This window comes from Kyrpidia tusciae DSM 2912, assembly GCF_000092905.1.
Lineage (GTDB): Bacteria > Bacillota > Bacilli > Kyrpidiales > Kyrpidiaceae > Kyrpidia > Kyrpidia tusciae.
This window is the reverse complement of sequence record NC_014098.1, coordinates 2,313,713-2,335,725: the sequence shown is the minus strand read 5'-3', so window position 1 is coordinate 2,335,725 and position 22,013 is coordinate 2,313,713. Positions and strand designations below refer to the sequence as shown.

General features: G+C 58.6%; 20 protein-coding genes and 1 rRNA gene. 17 read left to right on the top strand and 4 right to left on the bottom strand.

All coding sequences use genetic code 11. The features are described from left to right. Window positions 1–139: 139 nt before the first annotated feature. The 10 genes from infC to zapA all read left to right on the top strand — a co-directional run bounded on the left by infC (window position 140) and on the right by zapA (window position 8,656). Window positions 140–664: a translation initiation factor IF-3 gene (gene infC / locus BTUS_RS11600; RefSeq protein ID WP_013076260.1), complete on the top strand. Its 525-nt coding sequence runs from the start codon at window positions 140–142 to the stop codon at window positions 662–664. Window positions 665–685: 21 nt separating this feature from the next. Further along, window positions 686–886, top strand: a complete 201-nt coding sequence (rpmI, locus tag BTUS_RS11595; protein WP_013076259.1) for a 50S ribosomal protein L35 — start codon at window positions 686–688, stop codon at window positions 884–886. A 49-nt stretch (window positions 887–935) separates the two neighbouring features. Beyond that, entirely contained in the window at window positions 936–1,295 is a 360-nt protein-coding gene (gene rplT, locus BTUS_RS11590) for a 50S ribosomal protein L20 (protein ID WP_013076258.1), read from the top strand. A gap of 155 nt (window positions 1,296–1,450) precedes the next feature. Further along, window positions 1,451–2,788 carry a TrkH family potassium uptake protein gene (locus BTUS_RS11585; RefSeq protein WP_013076257.1) on the top strand — a complete coding sequence of 446 codons (1,338 nt, stop codon included), beginning with the start codon at window positions 1,451–1,453 and terminating at the stop codon, window positions 2,786–2,788. Window positions 2,789–2,800: 12 nt separating this feature from the next. Beyond that, complete coding sequence (locus BTUS_RS11580) at window positions 2,801–3,451, top strand: potassium channel family protein (RefSeq protein WP_013076256.1); 651 nt, start codon at window positions 2,801–2,803, stop codon at window positions 3,449–3,451. 11 nt (window positions 3,452–3,462) lie between these two features. After that, complete coding sequence (locus BTUS_RS11575) at window positions 3,463–4,278, top strand: TrmH family RNA methyltransferase (RefSeq protein ID WP_013076255.1); 816 nt, start codon at window positions 3,463–3,465, stop codon at window positions 4,276–4,278. A gap of 57 nt (window positions 4,279–4,335) precedes the next feature. Then, window positions 4,336–4,725, top strand: a complete 390-nt coding sequence (locus BTUS_RS11570; RefSeq protein WP_013076254.1) for a DUF2512 family protein — start codon at window positions 4,336–4,338, stop codon at window positions 4,723–4,725. Between the two features lie 151 nt (window positions 4,726–4,876). Next, window positions 4,877–5,914: a phenylalanine--tRNA ligase subunit alpha gene (gene pheS / locus BTUS_RS11565; RefSeq protein WP_013076253.1), complete on the top strand. Its 1,038-nt coding sequence runs from the start codon at window positions 4,877–4,879 to the stop codon at window positions 5,912–5,914. A 12-nt stretch (window positions 5,915–5,926) separates the two neighbouring features. Continuing rightward, a complete protein-coding gene (gene pheT, locus BTUS_RS11560; RefSeq protein WP_013076252.1) occupies window positions 5,927–8,338 on the top strand; it encodes a phenylalanine--tRNA ligase subunit beta in 2,412 nt (803 codons plus the stop codon). 18 nt (window positions 8,339–8,356) lie between these two features. Next, window positions 8,357–8,656 (top strand): cell division protein ZapA, encoded by a 300-nt coding sequence (zapA, locus tag BTUS_RS11555; protein WP_013076251.1) that lies wholly within the window; start codon window positions 8,357–8,359, stop codon window positions 8,654–8,656. A 59-nt stretch (window positions 8,657–8,715) separates the two neighbouring features. Here zapA and BTUS_RS11550 read toward each other — a convergent pair whose 3' ends face one another. Beyond that, window positions 8,716–9,066, bottom strand: coding sequence for a phage holin family protein (locus BTUS_RS11550; protein WP_013076250.1), 351 nt, complete (start codon window positions 9,064–9,066; stop codon window positions 8,716–8,718). 111 nt (window positions 9,067–9,177) lie between these two features. Here BTUS_RS11550 and BTUS_RS11545 point away from each other — a divergent pair, with 111 nt between their 5' ends. Next, on the top strand, window positions 9,178–11,529 hold the full coding sequence (locus BTUS_RS11545) for an endonuclease MutS2 (RefSeq protein ID WP_013076249.1): 2,352 nt from the start codon (window positions 9,178–9,180) through the stop codon (window positions 11,527–11,529). Window positions 11,530–11,548: 19 nt separating this feature from the next. On the opposite strand, the gene BTUS_RS11540 is transcribed toward BTUS_RS11545, so the two are convergent. Then, a complete protein-coding gene (locus tag BTUS_RS11540) occupies window positions 11,549–13,996 on the bottom strand; it encodes a transglycosylase domain-containing protein (RefSeq protein WP_013076248.1) in 2,448 nt (815 codons plus the stop codon). Window positions 13,997–14,121: 125 nt separating this feature from the next. Between BTUS_RS11540 and tyrS the strand changes: the two genes are divergently transcribed. Next, a complete protein-coding gene (tyrS, locus tag BTUS_RS11535; RefSeq protein ID WP_013076247.1) occupies window positions 14,122–15,363 on the top strand; it encodes a tyrosine--tRNA ligase in 1,242 nt (413 codons plus the stop codon). Between the two features lie 88 nt (window positions 15,364–15,451). Further along, the gene (locus tag BTUS_RS11530) at window positions 15,452–15,889 is read left to right on the top strand and encodes an Hsp20/alpha crystallin family protein (protein ID WP_013076246.1); all 438 of its coding nucleotides are present in this window, start codon (window positions 15,452–15,454) and stop codon (window positions 15,887–15,889) included. 77 nt (window positions 15,890–15,966) lie between these two features. On the opposite strand, the gene BTUS_RS11525 is transcribed toward BTUS_RS11530, so the two are convergent. Beyond that, the gene (locus BTUS_RS11525) at window positions 15,967–16,695 is read right to left on the bottom strand and encodes a M48 family metallopeptidase (protein ID WP_013076245.1); all 729 of its coding nucleotides are present in this window, start codon (window positions 16,693–16,695) and stop codon (window positions 15,967–15,969) included. 192 nt (window positions 16,696–16,887) lie between these two features. Here BTUS_RS11525 and yunB point away from each other — a divergent pair, with 192 nt between their 5' ends. Further along, the gene (gene yunB / locus BTUS_RS11520; protein ID WP_245543413.1) at window positions 16,888–17,649 is read left to right on the top strand and encodes a sporulation protein YunB; all 762 of its coding nucleotides are present in this window, start codon (window positions 16,888–16,890) and stop codon (window positions 17,647–17,649) included. Between the two features lie 24 nt (window positions 17,650–17,673). Here yunB and BTUS_RS19300 read toward each other — a convergent pair whose 3' ends face one another. Further along, window positions 17,674–17,895, bottom strand: a complete 222-nt coding sequence (locus BTUS_RS19300; RefSeq protein WP_123809297.1) for a patatin-like phospholipase family protein — start codon at window positions 17,893–17,895, stop codon at window positions 17,674–17,676. Between the two features lie 56 nt (window positions 17,896–17,951). Between BTUS_RS19300 and BTUS_RS11515 the strand changes: the two genes are divergently transcribed. From BTUS_RS11515 to BTUS_RS11505, 3 genes are all read left to right on the top strand, one after another. Then, window positions 17,952–18,638: a helix-turn-helix domain-containing protein gene (locus BTUS_RS11515; protein WP_013076243.1), complete on the top strand. Its 687-nt coding sequence runs from the start codon at window positions 17,952–17,954 to the stop codon at window positions 18,636–18,638. An 18-nt stretch (window positions 18,639–18,656) separates the two neighbouring features. After that, window positions 18,657–20,198, top strand: coding sequence for a DHA2 family efflux MFS transporter permease subunit (locus tag BTUS_RS11510; protein ID WP_013076242.1), 1,542 nt, complete (start codon window positions 18,657–18,659; stop codon window positions 20,196–20,198). Between the two features lie 261 nt (window positions 20,199–20,459). Next, window positions 20,460–21,996, top strand: a 16S ribosomal RNA gene (locus BTUS_RS11505). Window positions 21,997–22,013: the final 17 nt, after the last annotated feature.

Below are 22,013 nucleotides of genomic sequence, written 5' to 3'. Positions count from 1 at the left end.
AAGCTGGCTGTTGCCGGGTTTTAAAGGTGCCAGTCACACCTGCGAGTGACTTTATCATGCATAATCGGCGCGGACAGAGTTCCGCGCTTTTTTATGGCCGCCCATTCTCGGGCGGAAGGATCATCACTGGAGGTGACAGATGATTAGCAAGGAAGATCTGCAAGTGAACGAACAGATTCGGGCCCGGGAAGTGCGGTTGATCGATGTGGACGGCGAGCAGTTGGGCATCGTTTCGCTGCGGGATGCCCTGCGCATCGCAGCCGAAAAAAACCTGGATCTGGTCAACGTTGCGCCCACGGCCAAGCCGCCGGTTTGTCGAATCATGGATTATGGTAAGTATAAATACGAACAGTCCAAACGCGACAAAGAAGCGCGGCGCAACCAAAAGATCGTGAGTCTCAAAGAAGTGCGGCTCACTCCCAACATTGAAGACCACGATTTTCAAACCAAACTTCGGGCGGTGGTCCGTTTTCTGGAGCAGGGGGACAAGGTGAAAGCCACGGTTCGGTTCCGGGGCCGGGAGATCACCCACACCCGCATTGGTCAGGGGATCCTCGAGCGCATGGCGAAAGAAGTGGAGAACCTGTGCGTGGTGGAGCGGCCTCCGAAGTTAGAGGGGCGGAACATGATCATGATTCTTGCCCCCAAGCAGTCGAACCACTGATCACGGAATGGAGGAGCAGGCATGCCGAAGATGAAAACCCAACGGGCCGCCGCAAAGCGGTTCCGGAAAACGGGATCCGGGAAACTGAAGCGGTTTCATGCGTACCACAGCCATTTGTTTACAGGGAAGACGCCGAAGAGGAAGCGTAAACTTCGTAAAGCCGCTTTGGTTTCCAAGGGGGATTTTAAGAGGGTCCGGCAATTGGTGACCTATTTAAAATAAACGAAGCCGAAGCGGGAAGAGACAGGGCCAAAAACAGGGGGGTTGAGTCATGGCACGAGTTAAAGGAGGGCCGGTCACCCGGCGCCGCAGAAAAAAGGTGATTAAACTCGCCCGGGGGTATTTTGGGGCGAAACACCGCTTGTACAAGATGGCGAATCAGCAGGTGATGAAATCGCTGATGTACGCCTACCGAGATCGGCGGCAGCGCAAGCGGGATTTTCGCAAACTGTGGATCAGCCGGATCAATGCGGCGGCTCGGTTGAACGGCCTTTCTTACAGTCGCTTGATGCATGGATTGAAAATGGCAGGGGTGGAAGTCAACCGAAAGATGTTGGCGGATTTGGCCGTCAACGACGACAAAGCTTTTGCGGAATTGGCAAACCTGGCCAAAACCAAATTAAATGCTTGATTTGGGAAAGACCTACCTGGTAGGTCTTTCCTTATACGAGAGCAAATAGTTTTCCCCATGTAGAGTGATGATACATACTATCGGCGGACGAGCAGTCGGTACCTGGAGGCGAGGGGACCAGGGATTATACGGAATCAGATGGGTGGGTGACAGGGTTGTCGAGCCGGCCTTCAGTATGGACCCCGGCCCGGGTATTGGTGTTGGGATTTGCTGCTGTGATCTTCGTCGGGGGGGTCCTTCTCAGCTTGCCCGTCTCTTCCCAAAGCGGGCGGGGGCTGGACTTTTTGGATGCGCTGTTCACAGCGACGTCCGCGGTGTGCGTCACCGGGCTGGTGGTGGTCGATACCGGAACGTACTTCAGCCATTTTGGACAAGTGGTTATTCTTCTGCTCATTCAGATCGGCGGTTTGGGATTTATGACTGTGGCGACTTTCCTGCTCATCATGTCCCGGCACCGAATCGGTCTCAAAGAACGGCTGGTCATTCAGGAATCGCTCAATGTGGCCACCCTTTCGGGACTGGTCAAATTTAGTCGCAATGTGGTGCTGATGACGTTGACCGTGGAGGGAATCGGCGCCCTCATCCTCGCTGTGCGTTGGAGTTTCGATATGCTCTGGTGGCGGGCCCTGTATTTCGGGCTTTTTCATGGCGTGTCCGCTTTCTGTAACGCCGGGTTCGATTTGTTCGGTGATTTTCGCAGTTTGTCGGGTTATGCTGAGGATCCCGTCGTGAATCTGACCATCATGGCCTTGATCACCCTCGGAGGTCTGGGCTTCACGGTGATCGTGGACCTTATGAAGCGTCGCCGGAGTCGGCGGCTGAGTCTTCATACGAAGCTTGTGGTGATCACATCACTGGGGCTGCTGCTGGTGGGTGCGGCGGCTTTTTTGGCTTTAGAATGGGATCGGCCTCAGACTTTTGGGCCCTTGGATTGGAGGGGAAAGATCCTTTCGGCGTTATTCCTCAGCGTCACCAGCCGTACGGCGGGGTATACCACGGTAGATATCAGCCAGTTGTCCACTCCGTCTTTATTCTTGGATATTGTGTTGATGTTCATCGGCGCTTCGCCCGGTTCGACCGGCGGGGGGATCAAGACGGTGACTTTTGCTGCCATTGTCCTGTTTACCTGGTCCGTCATCACCGACAAGGAGAACGTGGTGTTGTACGGACGAACGATTTCCACAAAAACGATCTACAAGTCGTTGTCGATTGCAATTATGTCGATCATGTTGATCGCCACCTGGACCTTTATCTTGACGTTAATGGAGCCGGTTAATTTTATCCGTTTACTCTATGAGACGACATCGGCTTTCGGTACGGTGGGACTCTCCACGAATCTGACCCCCGAATTATCCCCTCCGGGTCGGTTTATGATCTTATTGATGATGTATATTGGCCGGGTGGGGCCTCTGACCTTGGGGTTGGCCTTGGCGCAGCGGGGGCGGAAAAAGGCCATCCTGCGGTACCCGGAAGAGAATTTGTTCGTGGGATAGGAGGTGGCTTTATTGAAACAATTCGTCGTCATTGGACTGGGCCGGTTTGGTTCCAGCGTGGCCAAGACGCTGTATCAGACGGGACATGAAGTGCTGGCGATCGACGGAGACCGGGAAGTGATCGAAGATATTATGGATTCGGTGACCCACGCGGTTCAGGCGGACGCGACGGACGAACAGGCGCTCCGGGCTTTGGGCCTGCGGAATTTTGACGTGGCGGTGGTCGGGATCGGTGGGGATATCCAGGCCAGTATTCTCTGTACCTTAATTGTCCGGGAATTGGGGGTGCCTTTTATCGTCGCGAAAGCCCAGACCGAACTGCACGGGAAAGTTCTGTCCCGGATCGGTGCGGATCGGGTGGTGCATCCGGAACGGGACATGGGATTACGTGTCGCGCACAATCTCGTTTCGCCCAACATTCTTGATTACATCGAGCTTTCGCCCGATTACAGCATTGCTGAAGTGGCGGCTGGCAAAGGAATGGTGGGGAAAACGCTGCGCCAACTCGACATCAGGGCCAAGTACGGATGCAACGTCATGGCCATTAAACGGGGAGAGAATATCAATATCTCGCCTCTTGCCGACGATCGGTTGAGGGAACAGGATATCCTCGTGGTGATCGGGAGTAATGAAGACCTTCGCCGACTGGAGGAGGAAGCATAGGGGGTGAAGGGGTGGGGGAGGAAGAGATCCGCTCCTTGCAGAACGCCCGGGTGAAAGAGTGGGCGGCCCTTCGGCGCGGCAAGGAGCGCCGGCGCCGGGGAACTTTTTTGGCCGAGGGCCCACATCTGGTTGGCGAAGCCTTGCACTCCGGGTTGGGGATTGAGGTCGTGTTGTTCGACCCTCGGGATCAGACCCCGGAGGTGGCTTCCTTAGTGGAGGAGGCCCGGGGGAAGGGATGTCCGGTACAGCCGGTAGACCGCCGGGTCTTGGAGCGAGTGTGTGAGGTGATCACACCCCAGGGGATTGCGGCGGTGGTGCGAATCCCCGAACGGCCGATGCCGGGTTTTGCGGTGGAAGCGCCCGAGGAAGACCCGGTCTTGATGGTGGCTTTAGATGGCATTCAGGATCCGGGCAACGTGGGGGCGGTGCTGCGGGTGGCTCGGGCCGTGGGAGTTACCGGAGTTTTGTGTGGGGAGGATACGGCAGATCCTTTTTCGCCCAAGGCAGTGCGGAGTTCTATGGGGGCAGCGTTTACAGTACCGATTCGGCAGGGCCGATTGGTGAACATGATTGGCGAATGGCATGCTAAAGGTGTCGAGCCGGTGGAGACGGCCGTGGGCGAGGGCGTCCGCTATGACCGATGGAACTGGAACATCCCCGTGATGATCGTGCTGGGGAACGAGGGACGGGGGATCAGTCCAGAGGTTCGCCATCTGTGTCGCGGGAAGGTCCACATCCCCATGCCCGGGGGAGGTGAGTCGTTGAATGTGGCGGTGGCAGCTGCCTTGCTATTATATGAGGCGCGGCGCCATCGAGGAGCGCTGTGAGTTTGCGGTATAGAAAGAAACCGGATCCGCCATCCTAGGGGAGAGGGAGGGATCCGGATGCGGGCACTGATGATCGGATTCTGGCGGGTGGTGGCCGCTTTTGTGAGCCTGGGGTTTATCCATTTTTTCTTTCCATTATATGGATCGTTTCAACTGGTTCACCTCGTGGCCGGAACGGTGATGTTGGCGGGGGTGGGATACTGGACAGATCGATTTGTGATCCCCAGGTGGAACGGGTTTGTCGCCGCCGTGGTGGATTTTGTTTTGGCGTGGGCGACGGTGTATCTCGTGTATGCGATTTTCCCCGGGGCGGCGATTACCGTCACCTTTGCACTGCTTGTTGCGTGGCTGTACGCCTTCGTCGAGCTGCTGGTTCACTACTGGGTCTATCGGCGGGAGGATTGGGAGGGCCCGGATCGGGCCGAGGCGAAACAGCCCGGTCCCTGATTGGGCATCCATTGCGATTGTCCCTTTCTTTCACAGCTGGAATTTCGTATAATGAAGGCGTTGAGTGGTCGGAACTGACGCGGGAATCATGATTCCGCGGGACCTTCGTTTGTCTGCGAAGGTTTTTTTGTTGTAAAAGGGAGGCCGGGTTGTGGAAGAAACCTTACGCGAGTTGGAAAGGCGCGCGTTACAGGAATTGGAGCAGTGCGAGGATTCGAACCAACTAGAGGCGTGGAGGCTGCGTTTTCTCGGGAAAAAAGGACAATTGACCGCTGTTTTGCGCGGTATGGCCAAGCTGTCCGAGGATGAGCGGCCCCGGATCGGTCGATTGGCCAATGAAATCCGGGACGCTTTGGAAGAGGCCCGGGCTTCCCGGCAAGACGCGTTGAAGGAAGAGGAACGGCGGCGGAGGCTGGAGAGCGAGCGATTGGACGTTACCGTTCCCGGATGGCGCTTTACCGTGGGCGGCCTGCACCCGTTGACCCGGATTATTGAGGAGATTGAAGAGATTTTTCTCGGTATGGGGTTTGAAATTCATGAAGGACCGGAGGTCGAGCTGGACTACTATAATTTTGAAGCTCTCAACATTCCGAAAGATCACCCGGCCAGGGATATGCAGGACACCTTTTACATTACCGAAGAGATTCTGATGCGAACCCATACCTCGCCGATGCAGGCCCGGACGTTGGAAAAGACCTGTCCTTCCGTTCCGGTCAAAATCATTGTGCCCGGCCGAGTGTACCGAAGGGATGAGGACGATGCCACCCATTCCCACTCCTTTGTTCAAGTCGAAGGGCTGATGGTAGACCGGGGGGTCCGCATGAGCGATCTCAAGGGCGTCCTCACCGTTTTTGCCCGGGGGATGTTCGGAGAAGATCGGCAGATTCGCCTGCGCCCGAGTTATTTTCCGTTCACTGAACCCAGCGCAGAAGTGGACGTTTCTTGCCCGCTGTGCGACGGGGCGGGTTGCCGGGTCTGTAAGGGGAGCGGGTGGATAGAGATTCTGGGAGCGGGAATGGTCCATCCGTATGTGCTCGAGAAAGCGGGGTACGATCCCGATGAGGTGTCAGGTTTTGCCTTCGGTTTAGGGGTGGAACGGACCGCCATGCTGAAATATGGGATTGATGACATCCGCCATTTTTATATGAACGACTTGCACTTTTTGCGGCAATTCCGCCGGGGATTGTGAGGAGGTCTGGCAGTGAAGGTATCGTATCGGTGGTTACAGGAATGGATCGATCTCGACGATCTCAGTCCGGAGGAAGTGGCGGAACTCCTTACCCGGCACGGCGTTGCGGTAGAAACGGTGCGGCAGCTCAATCCCGGTCTTTCGCAGGTGGTGGTGGGGGAGGTGCTTGAGGTTCGGCCCCACCCGGAGGGTGGCCGGTTGCGGGTTTGTCGGGTGGATGTCGGACGGGGAGATCCCTTGCAGATCGTCTGCGGAGCGCCCAACGCGGCTCCGGGCCTGCGGGTGCCTACCGCTTTGGTGGGGGCCACGCTCCCGGAGACTACGATCGGGGAAGCGGTGTTTCGGGGTGTGGCTTCCCAGGGAATGCTGTGTTCCGCGAAGGAGATCGGCATGGAAGCGCGCCTCTTGCCAAAGGATCAGACAGAGGGCCTGTACGTACTCCCGCCCGATAGCCCGATAGGGAAGGACATCGTGGATGTGCTCGGGTGGGACGATGCGGTTTTGGAACTGGATCTCACCCCCAATCGGTCCGACTGTCTATCGATGGTCGGCGTGGCCCATGAGTTGTCCGCGATTCTCGATCGCCCGCTCAAGTTCCCGGACTGGACGGAGGGCGGTGTGGCAGAGGGGCCGTCTCCGGTTCGGATCACGCTGGAGACCCCCCTGTGCCGGCGATATATGGGCCAAGTGATTGAGGGAGCTCGGCAGGCGTCCTCCCCGCTGTGGATGCAGATGCGTCTCTTGGCGGCAGGCATTCGCCCGATTGATGCCATTGTCGACGCGACGAACTATGTGATGTTGGAACTCGGCCAGCCTCTGCACGCCTTTGATTTTGACCAGGTTCAGGGTGGGCATATTCGGGTGCGCGCCGGGCAGCCCGGAGAGCGGCTCAGGACATTGGATGGCGTGGAACGCACGTTGGATTCCTCGATGATCGTTATTGCCGATGAGGCGCGGGCCATCGGTCTGGCCGGGGTGATGGGCGGCGAGAATTCCGAGATCACCGCCTCGACTACTCGAATCGTATTGGAATCCGCGTGGTTTGATCCAGTGAGTGTACGGAGAACGGCTCGGCACCTCGGCCTCAGGTCCGAAGCAGGACTCCGTTTTGAAAAGGGCGTGAATCCCGAAGTGCTCCCCTTGGCCTTGGCGCGGGCTTCCCGTTTCATTACAGCACACGCCGGCGGTCGGCTGGTGGGCGCTCCCGTGGACAAAGGGGATTTACACGAGGATCGGAAGAAGATTGCTCTTCGCCCGGATAAGGTCAATGAATGGTTGGGTGTGAAGGTAGAGCCGGGGGAGATGAAGCGGATTTTTGAACGCCTCGGCTTTTCCGTGGATCGGCTGGACATGAGGACCTGGCAGGTGGAGGTGCCTTCGCGGCGGCGTGACATTTCCCGGGAAATCGATTTGGCGGAAGAGGTGGCCCGGTTGCACGGGTACGATAACATCCCGGCGACGATGCCCGAGGGTCGGGTCACAGCCGCCGGCCGCACGTTATCGCAGCGGGTCCGGGGGACCATCCGCCGCTTCTTGACCGATCTTGGGTTTTTCGAGGTCTGGACTTACACTTTGCAAAATCCGTCGGTCATAGGTCGGTTGAATGAGGGACGATCCCAGGAGTACCTGGCGGTTTTACACCCGATGTCCGAGGAACGAGCCGCCCTGCGCACGGCGCTGTTGCCGGGATTGTTGGATGCGGCGGCCTACAATGTGCGACGTGATCAGCGGGAGATTGCAATCTACGAGATCGGACGGGTTTTTCACCCCCGGGGCTTACCCCTCGCCGACCTTCCCGATGAGCGAGAGCAAGTGGGGGCGCTCATCCTTGGCCGTTTCGGTCCGCACGGGATCGGCTGGGAAGGACGGCCGGCGGATTTTTACGCGGCCAAGGGGGTCGCAGCTGCCGTGCTGGAGCGGCTTGGCGTTCAGGCGGACTTTGTCCCCGGGGTTCGCGAAGGTCTTCATCCCGGGCGCGCGGCGCAGATCCAGGTTAACGGACGGAAGATCGGGTGGGTCGGGGCACTTCACCCGGAGGTGGAGGAACGGTGGGAAATACCAAAGGCTTATTATATCGAACTGGATATGCAGGACATCGTCAAGAGCTTACCTGGAGCAACCACCTATCGTCCGTTGCCTCGCTATCCCGGAATTTCACGGGACTTGGCACTTCTTGTCCCCCGGGAACGGGCCGCCCGGGAGGTGGAGGCCGGGATTCGGGAAAGCGGGGGCCCATGGTTGGAGAATGTGGAGCTGTTTGACGTTTATGAAGGGGCTCAGGTCCCTCCAGGGTTTAAAAGCTTGGCATTTCGTCTGTCCTACCGCGCCGAAGAACGGACGCTGACAGACGAAGAAGTGAACGATGCCCTCCGGCGGCTGATCGATACCCTGAGGGAGCGGGGCGTTCAGTTGCGGTCGGAGTGACGGGAGGGGGTGCTCCCGATGAGCACAGGGCAGGGGCAGAAGGAACCCGAATCCAATCGCGTTCGCGTGGATATTTACGGCCAGGATTATGCGCTGAAGGGACAGGCATCGGTGGAGTATCTCAGGCGGGTCGCGCGGTTGGTGGACGAGCAGATGAAGGAAATCGGCGAACAAAATCCGCGCCTTGATTACAGCCGGATCGCTGTGTTGGCGGCGGTCAATATTGCGGACCGGTATCTACGGCTATGCGATGAATATGAGGACCTTCTAAGAAGTCTGGAGCGGGAGAGCGAGCCCCGCATCCGGGAAGAATCCTAAGAGAAAAGCCCAGGAGTTCCCTGGGCTTTTCACGAAGGGCGTCCGGCCCGGACCGTGAGTTATGTTCGGTTTTCTCGGCGACTGAACTGGGTCGGGACAAACAAGTCAATAATCCCGATGACCAGGGATGCCAATAAAGCGCCGAGGATGGTGACGCGCATGCCGGGCACAAAAAGTTGGGCCAGGTAGATCACGACGGCTCCGGACAGAAAGCCGACGATTCCTCGGCCATAGGGCGTCATTCGTTCCCCGAACAACATTTCGACGACCCAGCCCAATGCGGCGATGACCAGAGCGGCCACGAGCGCACTCCAGAAGGTGAGTCGTCCGAATCCGGGGACGAGATAGCCCACCACCATGAGGACCAGTGCGGACACCACAAAACGAACCACTGCGCCGATGATGTTCACCCGTTCTGCCTCCTTTCGTGGGCGGTGCGGGCCCTGCGCCGATAGTATTCCCTGCGTGAGGTGAATCATGAGAGAACCGGTCGAATTCGGTGAACGAAGGGAGTTGTTGCCGTGGAACCGCGGACCTTACGGGTTCTCGAATTTGAAAAGATTTGCCAGATCCTGGCAGACCACGCGCAAACGGACATGGGTAAGACCCTGGCTCTTGAATTGCTTCCTTCCTCCGACGAAGAGGAGGTTAGGTCTTGGTGCAGAGAAACGGACGAGGCTCAAGCTTGGGATCGGTTGGCTGGGGGAGTCTCTTTACAGGGTGCCACTGATGTCACCGAATCGGTACGCCGGGCTGCCCGCGGGGGAGTGCTGAGCCCCGAACAACTTTATGCGACAGCGGAACTGATGCGAGTTGGACGGCGGGTGCAGCGTTCTTTGGAACAGGTGCAATCCAAGGCCCGGACCCCTCAGTTGCAGGCCCTGGCCTCCGGGATTCCCGAGTTGCCCGCGTTGGAGAAGGCGATCCGGGAAAGCGTTGGGGAGGACGGCGCGATTCTCGATGGCGCCAGTTCGGAGCTGGCGGCTCTGCGCCGCCGGAAGAGGGCTCTCGCCGATCGAATTCGCGGGGCTCTGGATGAGTTGATTCGCAATCCGAACACACAGAAGTATCTCCAGGAACCTCTGGTTACCGTCCGTGATGGAAGATACTGTGTGCCTGTCCGGGTGGAGTTTAAAAACTCCTTTCGGGGGATTGTTCACGATCAATCGGCGAGCGGCCAGACCTGGTTCATCGAGCCCGCCGCCATTGTGCCGCTCGGCAACGAGTTGCGGGGGCTGGAAGCTCAAGAGGAACGGGAAATCGAGCGTATTCTGGTCCGGTTGAGCGCCTTGGTGGGGCAAGAGGAGTCTGGACTGTCCAAGGCGGTAGAATGTTTAGGCCGCCTCGATTTTGCGCTGGCGAAATCCCGCTTAGCCCAGCAGATGGACGCCGTGTCCCCGCACTTTGTGGGCGGAGGAAAATTGCGGTTGCGGCGGTGTCGGCATCCGCTGATTCCGAAGGAACGAGTGGTGCCCGTGGATGTCCTGATCGGCGACGAGTATCACGCCCTGATCATTACCGGGCCCAATACCGGCGGGAAAACGGTGGTGCTCAAAACGGCGGGACTGTTGACGTGCATGGCTCAGGCGGGGTTATTCATCCCGGCTGCAGAGGGAAGCGAGCTCTCGGTTTTTGAACGGATTTTTGCCGACATTGGCGACGAGCAGAGCATTGAACAAAGCTTGTCAACCTTCTCCGGGCATATGAAGCACATCATTGAGATTTTGGACCAGGTCAACGAGCGGAGTCTCGTTTTGCTCGATGAGATCGGCGCCGGGACTGACCCGGCTGAAGGGGCCGCCTTGGCCGAGGCGATTTTGCAGTTCTTCGTGGATCGCGGGATTCGGACCATTGCCACGACTCATTACGGCGATCTAAAAGCTTTTGCCTACACGACGCCAGGGGTGATGAATGCCAGTGTCGAGTTTGATCCCGAGACTCTGCGCCCGACTTATCGCCTCTTGATCGGCGTGCCCGGGCGGTCCAATGCTCTGGCGGTGGCGGCACGCCTGGGATTGGGGCAAGAAATCCTCGACCGCGCGCGACACCGGCTCGGCGCTGATGATGTGAGGGTGGAGGACATGATTCGGCAGTTGGAGACGGCCCGGAACCAGGCGAGGGAAGAGGCGGACCGGGCGCGCCTGGATCGGGAAGAGGCGTCCCGGCTTCGACAGCAGTGGGAGTCGGAGGTTCGCCGTTGGGAGGCGGAAGCGGATCAGCGGACTGCCCAGGCGGAGGAGCGCGCCCGGCGGATTGTGCTTCAGGCGGAACGGGAGGTCAAAGATGTCCTGGAAGAGTTGCGCCGGCTGAGCCGCGAAGATCGATCCTCCCTTAAAGAGCACCAGTTTACCGAGCTGCGCCAGCGACTGGACCGCGTAAAGCCGGCCTTCCGCTATGGGCGCAGGGTTCCCTCGTCCACCGGGGAAGACTTCGGTACTCCGGGACCGGGAGACGCCGTGGAGGTGGTGTCTTTCGGACAAAAAGGCACGGTGCTGGAGATCCAGGGGAAGGAAGCTTTGGTGCAGATCGGGGCCCTGAAGACCCGGGTGCCGGTGGCCGCGCTGCGAAAACAGAAAGCGCCTGCCCCGGCGGCACCGGTGTCTGTGGCGGTGCGCCGGGGGGCGGACGGCGTGGGCATGGAACTGGACCTGCGGGGGAAGACCGTCGAAGAAGCCATACCCGAGATTGACCAGTACCTGGACCGGGCGGTGCTCGCCGGACTGGCCACCGTTCACCTGATCCACGGAAAGGGCACCGGGGCCCTGCGCAGTGGGGTTCAAACTTATCTTCGAAGCCACCCCCACGTGCGCTCTTTCCGAAACGGTGGGCCTGGGGAGGGCGGGCTCGGGGTGACGGTGGTCGAGCTGAAATAACGGTGGCATTTGAGCCGTATCACTCGTTTCCGGCTCCCGGTGTCGTCCTTGGTGGGTGGCCTGGTGGACCGCCATTTTGTTCCTGTTGGCCGTTGCCGTTCCCCGAGCTGGCACCGGGTGGGGATTGACCCTGCGAGGGGGTTGGCTGCGGCGTGTCGCCTCCCCCCAGAGGCAGCACTTCGCTGCCCCGGGGGTCTGGTGTTGAAGGTACCTCCAGTCCCGCATCTGTCGGAGCGGGCCCCGGGGGATGGGCCTTGCGTTGGATAAAGATCCCCCACCGGATCTCATCGGGCGGAGTGGCCGTGGTTGCCCGGTATTTTTTGCCGTCCATCACCGTGTAAGCTGCCCGAACGTGCACATCGCAGGCCGTTTTGGGCTCGGTTCCCTTCACGAACAACTCGCTCACCACGGTGCCCGCTGCCCGGCAAAGGGCGGTGGGGAGTTCTCCAGACTTGTTGCACACACTCACCCGGACCACACCCGACGGGGCGGAAGGGAAGCTGGCCGTGTGCAGCCACGGCCCGCCCCGGGCACGCTGAAGGATGTCTGCGAACACCTGAACGGCTCTGGGCCTTTCATCCCGCGGCGAGACACCGGGTACGGGATGTAACGGAAACGGGTAATTGTATCCCACCCAGACCCCGATGGTCACATCCGGGGTAAAACCGATGAACCACGAGTCGCGGTCGTCGTCTGTCGTGCCTGTCTTGCCGGCGATGGCCATGGAAGGAAAGCGCCGCCCCACCGCGGATCCGGTGCCCCGGCGTACCACGTCCCGAAGCATATCGGTGAGGATGTAGCTGGCTGCCGGCGAAAAAACCTGGGTCGTCTGATTCGCGTGCTGGTACACCGTACGCCCATCCCGATCGACAATCTTGGTGATCAAGTGAACCGGGTGTACAGACCCTTGGTTGGGAAAGACGGTAAAGGCGTTGGTGGCTTCTTCCACCGTCAATCCCCTGGACAACCCCCCGATGCCGGCACTGATCACGGCGTCGTCGGGCGTGAGGGTGGTGATCCCAAGCTTTTTGAGGTACTCCATCCCAACCCCCGGCCCGAGGCGGCTAAACACTTGCAGAGCGGGGATATTGTACGATTGCACCAAAGCCTCCCGAACCGTCATCATCCCGTGGAAACGGTTATCAAAATTGTTTGGGCGGTAGCCGGGCCAGGAGGTTGGTACATCGTCAACGCCGCTGCCGGAACCAATCAATCCCCGGTCTACCGCCGGGCCATACACGCCAATCGGTTTCATGGTGGATCCCGGTTGTCGTGGGAGCCGGGCATGATCGATTTGATCCAGGTTATAATCCCGACCGCCGCATACAGCCAGGATACTCCCGTCCGAATTGTTGACGACCGCCGCCCCGACCTGCTCCATGGCATTTTTGATCGGGGTCGGTCTGCCGTTCAATAACACGGAATAACCGATATCGGGTCGGTAGGATTGCCCGGACACCGCCTCGTTTACTCGATCTTGCAAATCTCGGTCGATGGTGGTTTCGATTCGGAAGCCGCCGGTGGCCAGAAGTTCCTTGGCTTTATCCACGTCCGGGGCGAGGCCGCGTTGTACCAGCAGGGAAGCAGCGTCGTCCTGGACCTCATCCAGGATATACGGATATTTGGCCGCCGAGTGTTGGGATACCGGCCGCAACGCCTTCTGGATGTCGAAGGCTAGGGCTTGGCGGTACTGTTCCTCGCTGATATAATGCTGTTCCAACATTCGACTCAGGACGAGAGTCTGCCGTTCCTTGGCGGCCGAAAAGTGGCTGTAGGGGGAGAACAGGGAAGGATTGTTGGGCAACGCGGCGAGCATGGCCGCCTCGGCCAGATTCAAATCCTTGGCGTTTACGCCGAAAAAGGTATGTGCCGCTTGTTCGGCCCCGTAGACGTTCATCGTCCCAACCTGGCCAAAGTAGGCCCAATTCAAATAGGTGGTGAGAATCTCGTCCTTGCTCAACTTGCGTTCCAATTCGATCGCGAGTAGCGCTTCTTGAATCTTGCGGGTGAGGGTACGGGCTTGGTCGGGGAAAAACACGAGTTTCACAGTCTGTTGGGTGAGTGTGCTCGCCCCGCTGACAATCTGTTGGCCGCGGATGTTCTGCCAAAGAGCTCGAAAGATTGCTTGAATATCCACTCCGGGATGATGATAAAAGTCCTTGTCTTCTACGGCGATCACGCCATGGACCAGGTCAGGCGAGACCTCGGCCAAGGATGAGATCGGCTCCCGGGACCCGTCGGTCATGAGTAACCCTAACGGGCGACCTTCACGGTCCACCACTGTTGTGATTTGAGATAATTGAGACAATCGAGCCAAATCCAAGGGCGGGGCGGCCCGGGTGACCCGAATGGCGTACGTCACACCGCTTGCAAGAATGATCACCAAGGCGGCGCCCGCTAAAATAGCTGCCCATAATAGCCATCTGCGTCGTTTAGGTTGTTCGGGAATTTGTACCTTTTCTTCCACGCGATTTCCTCCTCGTCCGATGCATTTATTATAACAAAACCAAGGTGCGTTCTTGTGATTTTGTTTCGTTGACACTGGATATTGAGCTGCGGTACAGTGCGGAGGAGAAGGAGGATGGACGATTGATGGAAGCGTTCGACTTGTCCGCGGAACAGGAGGCGGAAGTGGGGAGACAACTCGCTGTCATTCGCAGGGGTGCCGCGGAGATTGTACCCGAAGAGGAACTGGTGGAAAAGGTGCGCCGGTCGGTGTCCAGCGGAAAGCCGCTGCGGGTCAAATTGGGGCTGGATCCCACCGCCCCGGATATTCATTTGGGGCACACGGTGGTGCTGCAAAAACTGCGCCAGTTCCAGGATCTCGGACACGAAGTGTATTTAGTGATCGGGGATTTCACCGGGCGCATCGGAGATCCTACGGACAAATCGGAGACGCGTCGCCAGCTGACTGAGGAACAGGTGCGTGCCAACGCGAAAACGTACGAGGAACAACTATTCAAAGTGCTCGATCCCGGCCGTACCCACGTCGTGTTCAACTCGACCTGGCTGGCGCCCCTCACTTTCGCCGAGGTGATTCGGCTGGCGGCTTCTACGACAGTGGCGCGGATGCTGGAGAGGGAGGATTTTCACAAGCGATTTTATGGGAATTTGCCGATCAGCCTGCACGAGTTTTTCTATCCGCTCATGCAGGGATACGATTCCGTCGCCCTGCGGGCGGACGTGGAGCTTGGGGGAACGGATCAGAAATTCAACCTGTTGATGGGTCGGACACTTCAGAAGGAGTTTGGGCAGTCCCAACAGGCGGCGGTGATGGTGCCTCTGCTCGAAGGGCTTGACGGCGAGAAAAAGATGAGCAAAAGCCTCGGCAATTACATCGGCCTGGATGATCCGCCCCGGGACATGTACGGGAAAGCCATGTCGATCCCGGATTCATTGACGGTGAAATATTTTGAGCTCGCGACGGATCTCTCCAATGACGAGTTGGATCGGTTAAAAGGAGATTTGACAGAAGGACGCCTGCACCCGAGGGATGCCAAAATGCGCTTGGCCAAAACTTTGGTCCGCATGTACCACGGTCCGAATGCCGCCGAAGATGCAGAACACCATTTTCGCACCATTTTTCAAGAGCGACAACTGCCCTCAGACATTGAAGAGCGGCAAATTCCCCCAGGGCCTGTCTGGATCGTTCGCCTTCTGGTGGAGAACGGTCTGGCCGGATCTAACGGAGAGGCGCGGCGGTTGATCGAACAAGGCGGGGTGCGGGTAGACGATGAACGGATCGACAGCCCGGATCGGGAGATCGAGCCGCGGGAGGGCATGGTGGTCCAGGTCGGCAAGCGCCGGTTTCTGCGTTTTCGTATCCGGTGTTGATCCGACGGGAGGATGTGGCATGCAAGCTCTTCGAGCCCGGGAGCCATGCTAGGAGTGGTCCACGTGATCAAAAAGGGAGGGAGAGCCAATGCCACTTCCGTTACCGGTGGACCCCCTGCGTCACCTGGAGTCTTTCAGGCGGGACGTCGGACGTCTACTGGACCCCGAGGTCTGGCGCACCGGTGGGGTCTCAGGGGCGCTTCCCCGGGTTGACGTGCACGAAACCGAGAATCAGGTGGTGGTTTCCTGCGATATTCCCGGTCTGCGAAAAGCGGACGACGTTGAAATCGACGTCGACGACGATCGGGTCCATTTGAGCGGGGTTATTGAAAGAGACGAGGAACGCCGGGAGCAAGATTTTCTCCAAAGAGAACGGTTTTATGGCCGTTTCTCCCGGACCGTGGCTCTGCCGGTGGAAGTCAAGCCAGAATCGGCCCGGGCGTCGTACCGCAATGGCGTTCTCGAGATCCGGATGGATAAGGCGCGGCCGTCCCGGGGGCGCCGGGTGAACATTGAGTTTCACTGACGGTCATGTCGGTCATGTGGGATGGGCCGATACAAAAGGGGAGGGCGCGCGCCCTCTTTTTTTGTGCCGCGATGCGGTCATAAGTCGAGGGTCAAGCCATACTCTTTCAGCCAGGCTTTGGCGTCGGCGTACGTGGGCAGCGCCGATTCCACAAGTTCCCAAAAGCGGGGCGAGTGATCGAAATGGCGCAGATGAGCCAGTTCGTGCACAATGACGTAATCCACAACGTGAGGGGGTGCCATGAATATGCGCCAGTTCAAATAGATCGCACCCTTTGATGTGCAACTCCCCCAGCGGGTTTTTTGATCCCGAATGGCCACCTTCTCCGGGAAGCAGCGAAGCTTTTCCCCATAAACAGCGATTCTGTGCAGTGCCCAGTGATACCCGGCCCTGTGATACCACTCGCGAAACAGATGCGATAAACGTTCCCGGCGGGTCTCGGCATCCCAGGATGGGTTGATCTCCGCATAAAAATGCCCTTCAGTCAGTCGCAGGGACCCCGGGGTGCCGGTAAAGGTCTCTTTGATCTGGAGCGGGTAGGGTTCACCGAGAAAATGAAAAACGTCTCCGGGGGAGTAAGTTTTTTGGGGAACACTCGCCCGAAGCCGGGCAAATTCCATCCGTTTGACGAGGATCCACTTTGCCTTTTGGCGGAGGAATTCCTCGATGGTTTCGATGGCGACCCCCAGGGGAGCCGAAACGCGAATGGTCCCGTCCCAACCGACTCGAAGGGTGAGGCGTTTTTTATTGGGGCGGTAAATCAGCGTGTACTCCAAGGGTTCGCCGTCCAGTTCAATAAGGGGCATGGATAAACGTCCTTTCGCAGGTCCGGTCCGCCGGTCACTCCACCCTGGCACTCTGCGGGTCCGGCCGGGACTTCGCGGTTGCTGCGTCGTCCTCGCACACGGGCATTGGTCCTGCACGCGCCGGTCCATTTCCCACGGTATGCGGCGGTCGGGGTCGGCATACCTATGGCAAGGGGGGAGATGTCCGTGCCCATGCGATTTGGCCGCCGTTTTCGCGTTGGATTTCGGCGCCGGGTCCCGGGCGGCCGCCGGCCGTTTTTGCTGGTCGCCGTGGGAATTCTCGGCTTTCTGGTTTTGGCGTTCTACGTACTTGATTATAATATTCGTCCGGTGTTTGTGGATATTGCGAAAGGAATGGCCAGACGGCTGGCCACGGACGCGATCAACCAGGCGCTCGTTCAGACAGTTCAGCAGGGCATCGACTATTCCAAATTGGTCACCCTGCAAACCGATCGAAATGGACGGGTCATCGGGGCCACCTTGGATGAGAAAGAGGTGCTCCGGCTGCAGACCGCCGTCACGACCCGGGTCCAGGCGGTGGTCGATCACCTGTCCACCCAACAGATTGACGTTCCCATCGGTCAAGCGATGAACAGCTCGATTTTTTCCGCGTTCGGCCCTATGATTCCCGTTGCGATCGTGCCCTTTGGGACCGCCGAATCCGAGGTCCAGCAGACGACGAGAGAGGCGGGAATCAATCAGACGATCCATGAGGTCGACATCCAGGTTCAGGCGCGAATCCAGATCCTGGCGCCGTTTGTGGCGGAACCCGTGGACGTTCAGACGAAAGTCCCGGTGGCGTACATGGTCTTGGTGGGGGAAGTGCCGCAGTATTTCTTCGATGCCCGGGGTTTGCCGTTTTATCCGCCGGGATGGATGGTCCCGGCAACACCGGGAAACTCCGGTTCGGGACCGACTTCCTCCCCATCCGGTGCGTCCGGGGGCAACGGCTGAACCGCGTTACATGTCATGGTGGTATCAACAGTTGCCGGAATATCTGTTCAAACCTATCCAGCAACCGCTGTCGGCCGCCGCAACCAGAGCCCCCATGCTGCAACCCGCGATCGCCGCAACGGGCGCGCCTTCCTTCTCCAGAGTTCTAAAAACCCCGATATGGGCCACTCCCCGGGCTGGGCCGCCTCCCAGGGCGAGGTTGATACGGCCTTGTTTTTTTGTTTTTTGTGTTTCTCCTCTTGACATCGTCGGGTCCCTTTCCTTTAATGGATTCGAATCATGGGTTTTTTGGGGGGATGGCTGTGTCCCTGACGAGACGGCGGAAACAATTTCTGCATCATCTGATGGATGTTTATCAACAAACCACCCGGCCCGTTCATTACAGAACCTTGGCCAGTGACATGGGAGTGAGCCAGTGGACGGCTTACGACATGTTGCGGGAATTGGAGAAATTAGGATATTTATCTCGGGACTACATCCACGACCACGGAGGGGTGGGAAGATCGCGGATCGTTTTCGTGCCTACCGAAAAGGCTGTTCAACTGATCTCCCGGGTTTGTGAGAACCGATCGACCCCCGCCGGATGGAGCGAGATGGAGGGCCGGATGATCGGTTTACTTCAAGAATTGCGACATGCAGAGATGGGACCCGCCGTGAGCCGCCTCATCGAGACCGTCTCCCATATGCCGAGTGGCGTCACGTTTTGCCTTTCATTGTTGGGACTGCTGACCCTTTTCCTCGGTCATGCAGAAGAAGTCATAAAAACGACCGTGGAACAAGTCATCTTGAGTCTCGACCAACCGCGGGCGCGCATCCTCGTTTTCATTGGCACCATGCTGGGAATCGTGATCCAGACCGTGAGCGATGAACTCGAACGGGAGATGTCCCGTCTGATCGGCCGAGCCCTCAGCTGTGTACAGGAACTGTCGGACGGCGAACTGGTTGGTTTGGTCAACTTTCTGTCCAGGGCGCTTCAGCAAGTCCAATGAGAAATGAGGTGTCGTGCGTTGCAGAAATGGCTCGTGCTCGTGGTGGTGGTCCTGGGATTGTCGTTGGATTTGCTGGATATGACCATTGTGGAAGTCGCGATACCGGATATCATGAACCAATTCGGCGCCGATATTCACTTGGTCCAATACGTGGTTACCGCGTACATGATGACCATTGGGCTGGTGGAACCGGTGACCGCTTATTTGGCCGAAACCCGCGGTATGAAGAAAATGTACATTGTAAGTCTGATCGTGTTTATTCTGGGGTCCGCGTTGTGCGCCGAATCGTGGAGCATTGAGTCGTTGATCGCTTTTCGCGTTGTTCAGGCGGTGGGCGGAGGCATGATTATGCCCTTGTCGTTGTCCATTGTCCAGAAAGTCTTCGCTAAAGAGGAATTGCCGTTGGCCATGGGCTTGATGGGCATTCCCCTGTTGATCGCTCCGGCTGTCGGACCCGTGTTGGGGGGATACCTGGTCGAACATGTCAGCTGGGAATGGATTTTTTGGCTGAACATTCCCGTCGGCATACCGGCCGTGATCGCCGCGTGGGTTGTCCTGACAGAATTTGAAACGATGCACAGAAAACTTGACACGCCCGGATTCATTCTGTCGGGCATCGGGTTTTCGAGCCTGCTGCTTGCCATCAGCAACGGTCCGGACGAGGGATGGGGCTCTGCGTCCATTGTCGGTCTGTTTTTCCTTTCCGTTTCCTGCCTCACCCTCTTTGTGTGGGTGGAGGCAACCGTCTCGGAACCACTGTTGGATCTGCGCCTCTTCCGCCACCGCATTTACACGTCCGCCACCGTCGTGACCTTTTTTCTCATGATGAGTCTCTTTGGAAGTCTGTACTTAGTCCCCTTGTTTCTGCAACAATTGCGGAATATGGGACCTGTCGATACCGGACTGGCCCTGATTCCCGAAGTGCTGGGAGCAGCCCTGCTGGTCCCGATCAGCGCCCTGCTTCTCCCCCGAGTGGGCGCCACGTGGTTGACCATCGCCGGCGTGGTGGTCATGACCGCAGGGATGATGCCTTTGACAAGTCTCGAAATCGGGACCGACCTCCAGATTCTGAAGCAACATCTGGCCGTGGTCGGCTGCGGCCTGGGACTGGGCATCATGCCGGCCGTCACCCTCGCCTACAGTACCCTCCCCGACGCTCTGGTGAATCAGGGTTCGGCATTTCTCAACCTCGTCCGGCAGATCGGCAGTGCGCTGGGGGTTTCGATGTTGACAACCATTCTTCAGGAGAAGCAGCCCGTGTACGTGACCCGATATGCCGAGACCATCACCTTGGGATCTCCCGCGGAGCAAGCGTGGAATCAGATCGGGGTTTCTTTGCAGAGCCTGGGCCATTCGGCGGGGGAGGCCCAGCAGTTGATGATGTCCCTTTTGGTTCAATCGGTGGAGCAGGCGGCGTCCGTTCTCGCGTTTCACGATGCCTTTTTCGCGGCGGTGGTGTTCGGTTGGCTGACCATAGTGCCGGCTCTTTTTCTCTATCAAAATCAAAGATCAAAGACGAAAACGAGCGTGGGCGAAGCGCTGGGCGGGGGCCAACCATAAGACGGTGGACACCTCTGAGAGGCATTCAGGAGGAGCCATAGCCGTTGCGGGGCATTGACAGAAGGGAGCCGCGTTTGTTATGATTAACTTCGCCTCGGCCAAGGCTGGTGTCGGGGAGAAAGCGCTGGAGGGTGACTCACGGAGCCATTTTCCTGTTGCACAAACAGCGTTTGGATGATAGAATGAATCATGTTGCCGACGTGGCGGCACCTCGATCCTTGAGAATCAAACAGTACGCCACTTCAAGCCCGGATGAATCTTTTCACGGAGAGTTTGATCCTGGCTCAGGACGAACGCTGGCGGCGTGCCTAATACATGCAAGTCGAGCGGGTCTCCCCGGGGCTTGCCCCGGGGAGATCAGCGGCGGACGGGTGAGGAACGCGTGGGCAACCTGTCCGACAGACCGGGACAACGCCTGGAAACGGGCGCTAATTCCGGATAGGCGCCGGGGGCGCATGCTCTTGGCGGGAAAGGGGAAACCCGCTGTCGGGTGGGCCCGCGTCGCATTAGCTGGTTGGTGGGGTAACGGCTCACCAAGGCGACGATGCGTAGCCGGCCTGAGAGGGTGGACGGCCACACTGGGACTGAGACACGGCCCAGACTCCTACGGGAGGCAGCAGTAGGGAATCTTCCGCAATGGGCGAAAGCCTGACGGAGCGACGCCGCGTGAGGGACGAAGGCCTTCGGGTTGTAAACCTCTGGCTTTGGGGACGAGGGCACCGGGGGGACCCGGTGAGGGACGGTACCCAAGGAGGAAGCCCCGGCAAACTACGTGCCAGCAGCCGCGGTAAGACGTAGGGGGCGAGCGTTGTCCGGAATCACTGGGCGTAAAGGGCGCGCAGGCGGCGATGCACGTCCGAGGTGAAAGGCAGCGGCTCAACCGCTGAGGGGCCTCGGATACGGCATGGCTTGAGGGTCGGAGAGGCAAGGGGAATTCCTGGTGTAGCGGTGAAATGCGTAGAGATCAGGAGGAATACCGGTGGCGAAGGCGCCTTGCTGGACGACGCCTGACGCTGAGGCGCGAAAGCGTGGGGAGCGAACAGGATTAGATACCCTGGTAGTCCACGCCGTAAACGATGAGTGCTAGGTGTGGGTGGGGATGCCCATCCGTGCCGAAGGAAACCCAATAAGCACTCCGCCTGGGGAGTACGGCCGCAAGGCTGAAACTCAAAGGAATTGACGGGGGCCCGCACAAGCGGTGGAGCATGTGGTTTAATTCGAAGCAACGCGAAGAACCTTACCAGGGCTTGACCCTCTGACACCTTCAGAGATGGGGGGTTCCCGTTTGGGACAGAGGAGACAGGTGGTGCATGGTTGTCGTCAGCTCGTGTCGTGAGATGTTGGGTTAAGTCCCGCAACGAGCGCAACCCTTGCTCTGTGTTGCCAGCACTCTGGGTGGGCACTCACAGGGGACTGCCGGCGAGGAGCCGGAGGAAGGCGGGGATGACGTCAAATCATCATGCCCCATATGTCCTGGGCTACACACGTGCTACAATGGGCGGTACAACGGGGGGCGAAGGGGCGACCTGGAGCGAATCCCTGAAAGCCGTTCGTAGTTCGGATTGCAGGCTGCAACTCGCCTGCATGAAGGCGGAATCGCTAGTAATCGCGGATCAGCATGCCGCGGTGAATCCGTTCCCGGGCCTTGTACACACCGCCCGTCACACCACGAGAGTCGGCAACACCCGAAGTCGGTGAGGCAACCGGAAGGGGCCAGCCGCCGAAGGTGGGGTCGATGATTGGGGTGAAGTCGTAACAAGGTAGCCGTATCGGAAGGTGCGGCTGGATCACCTCCTTTCTAGGGAGCAAGGCAAG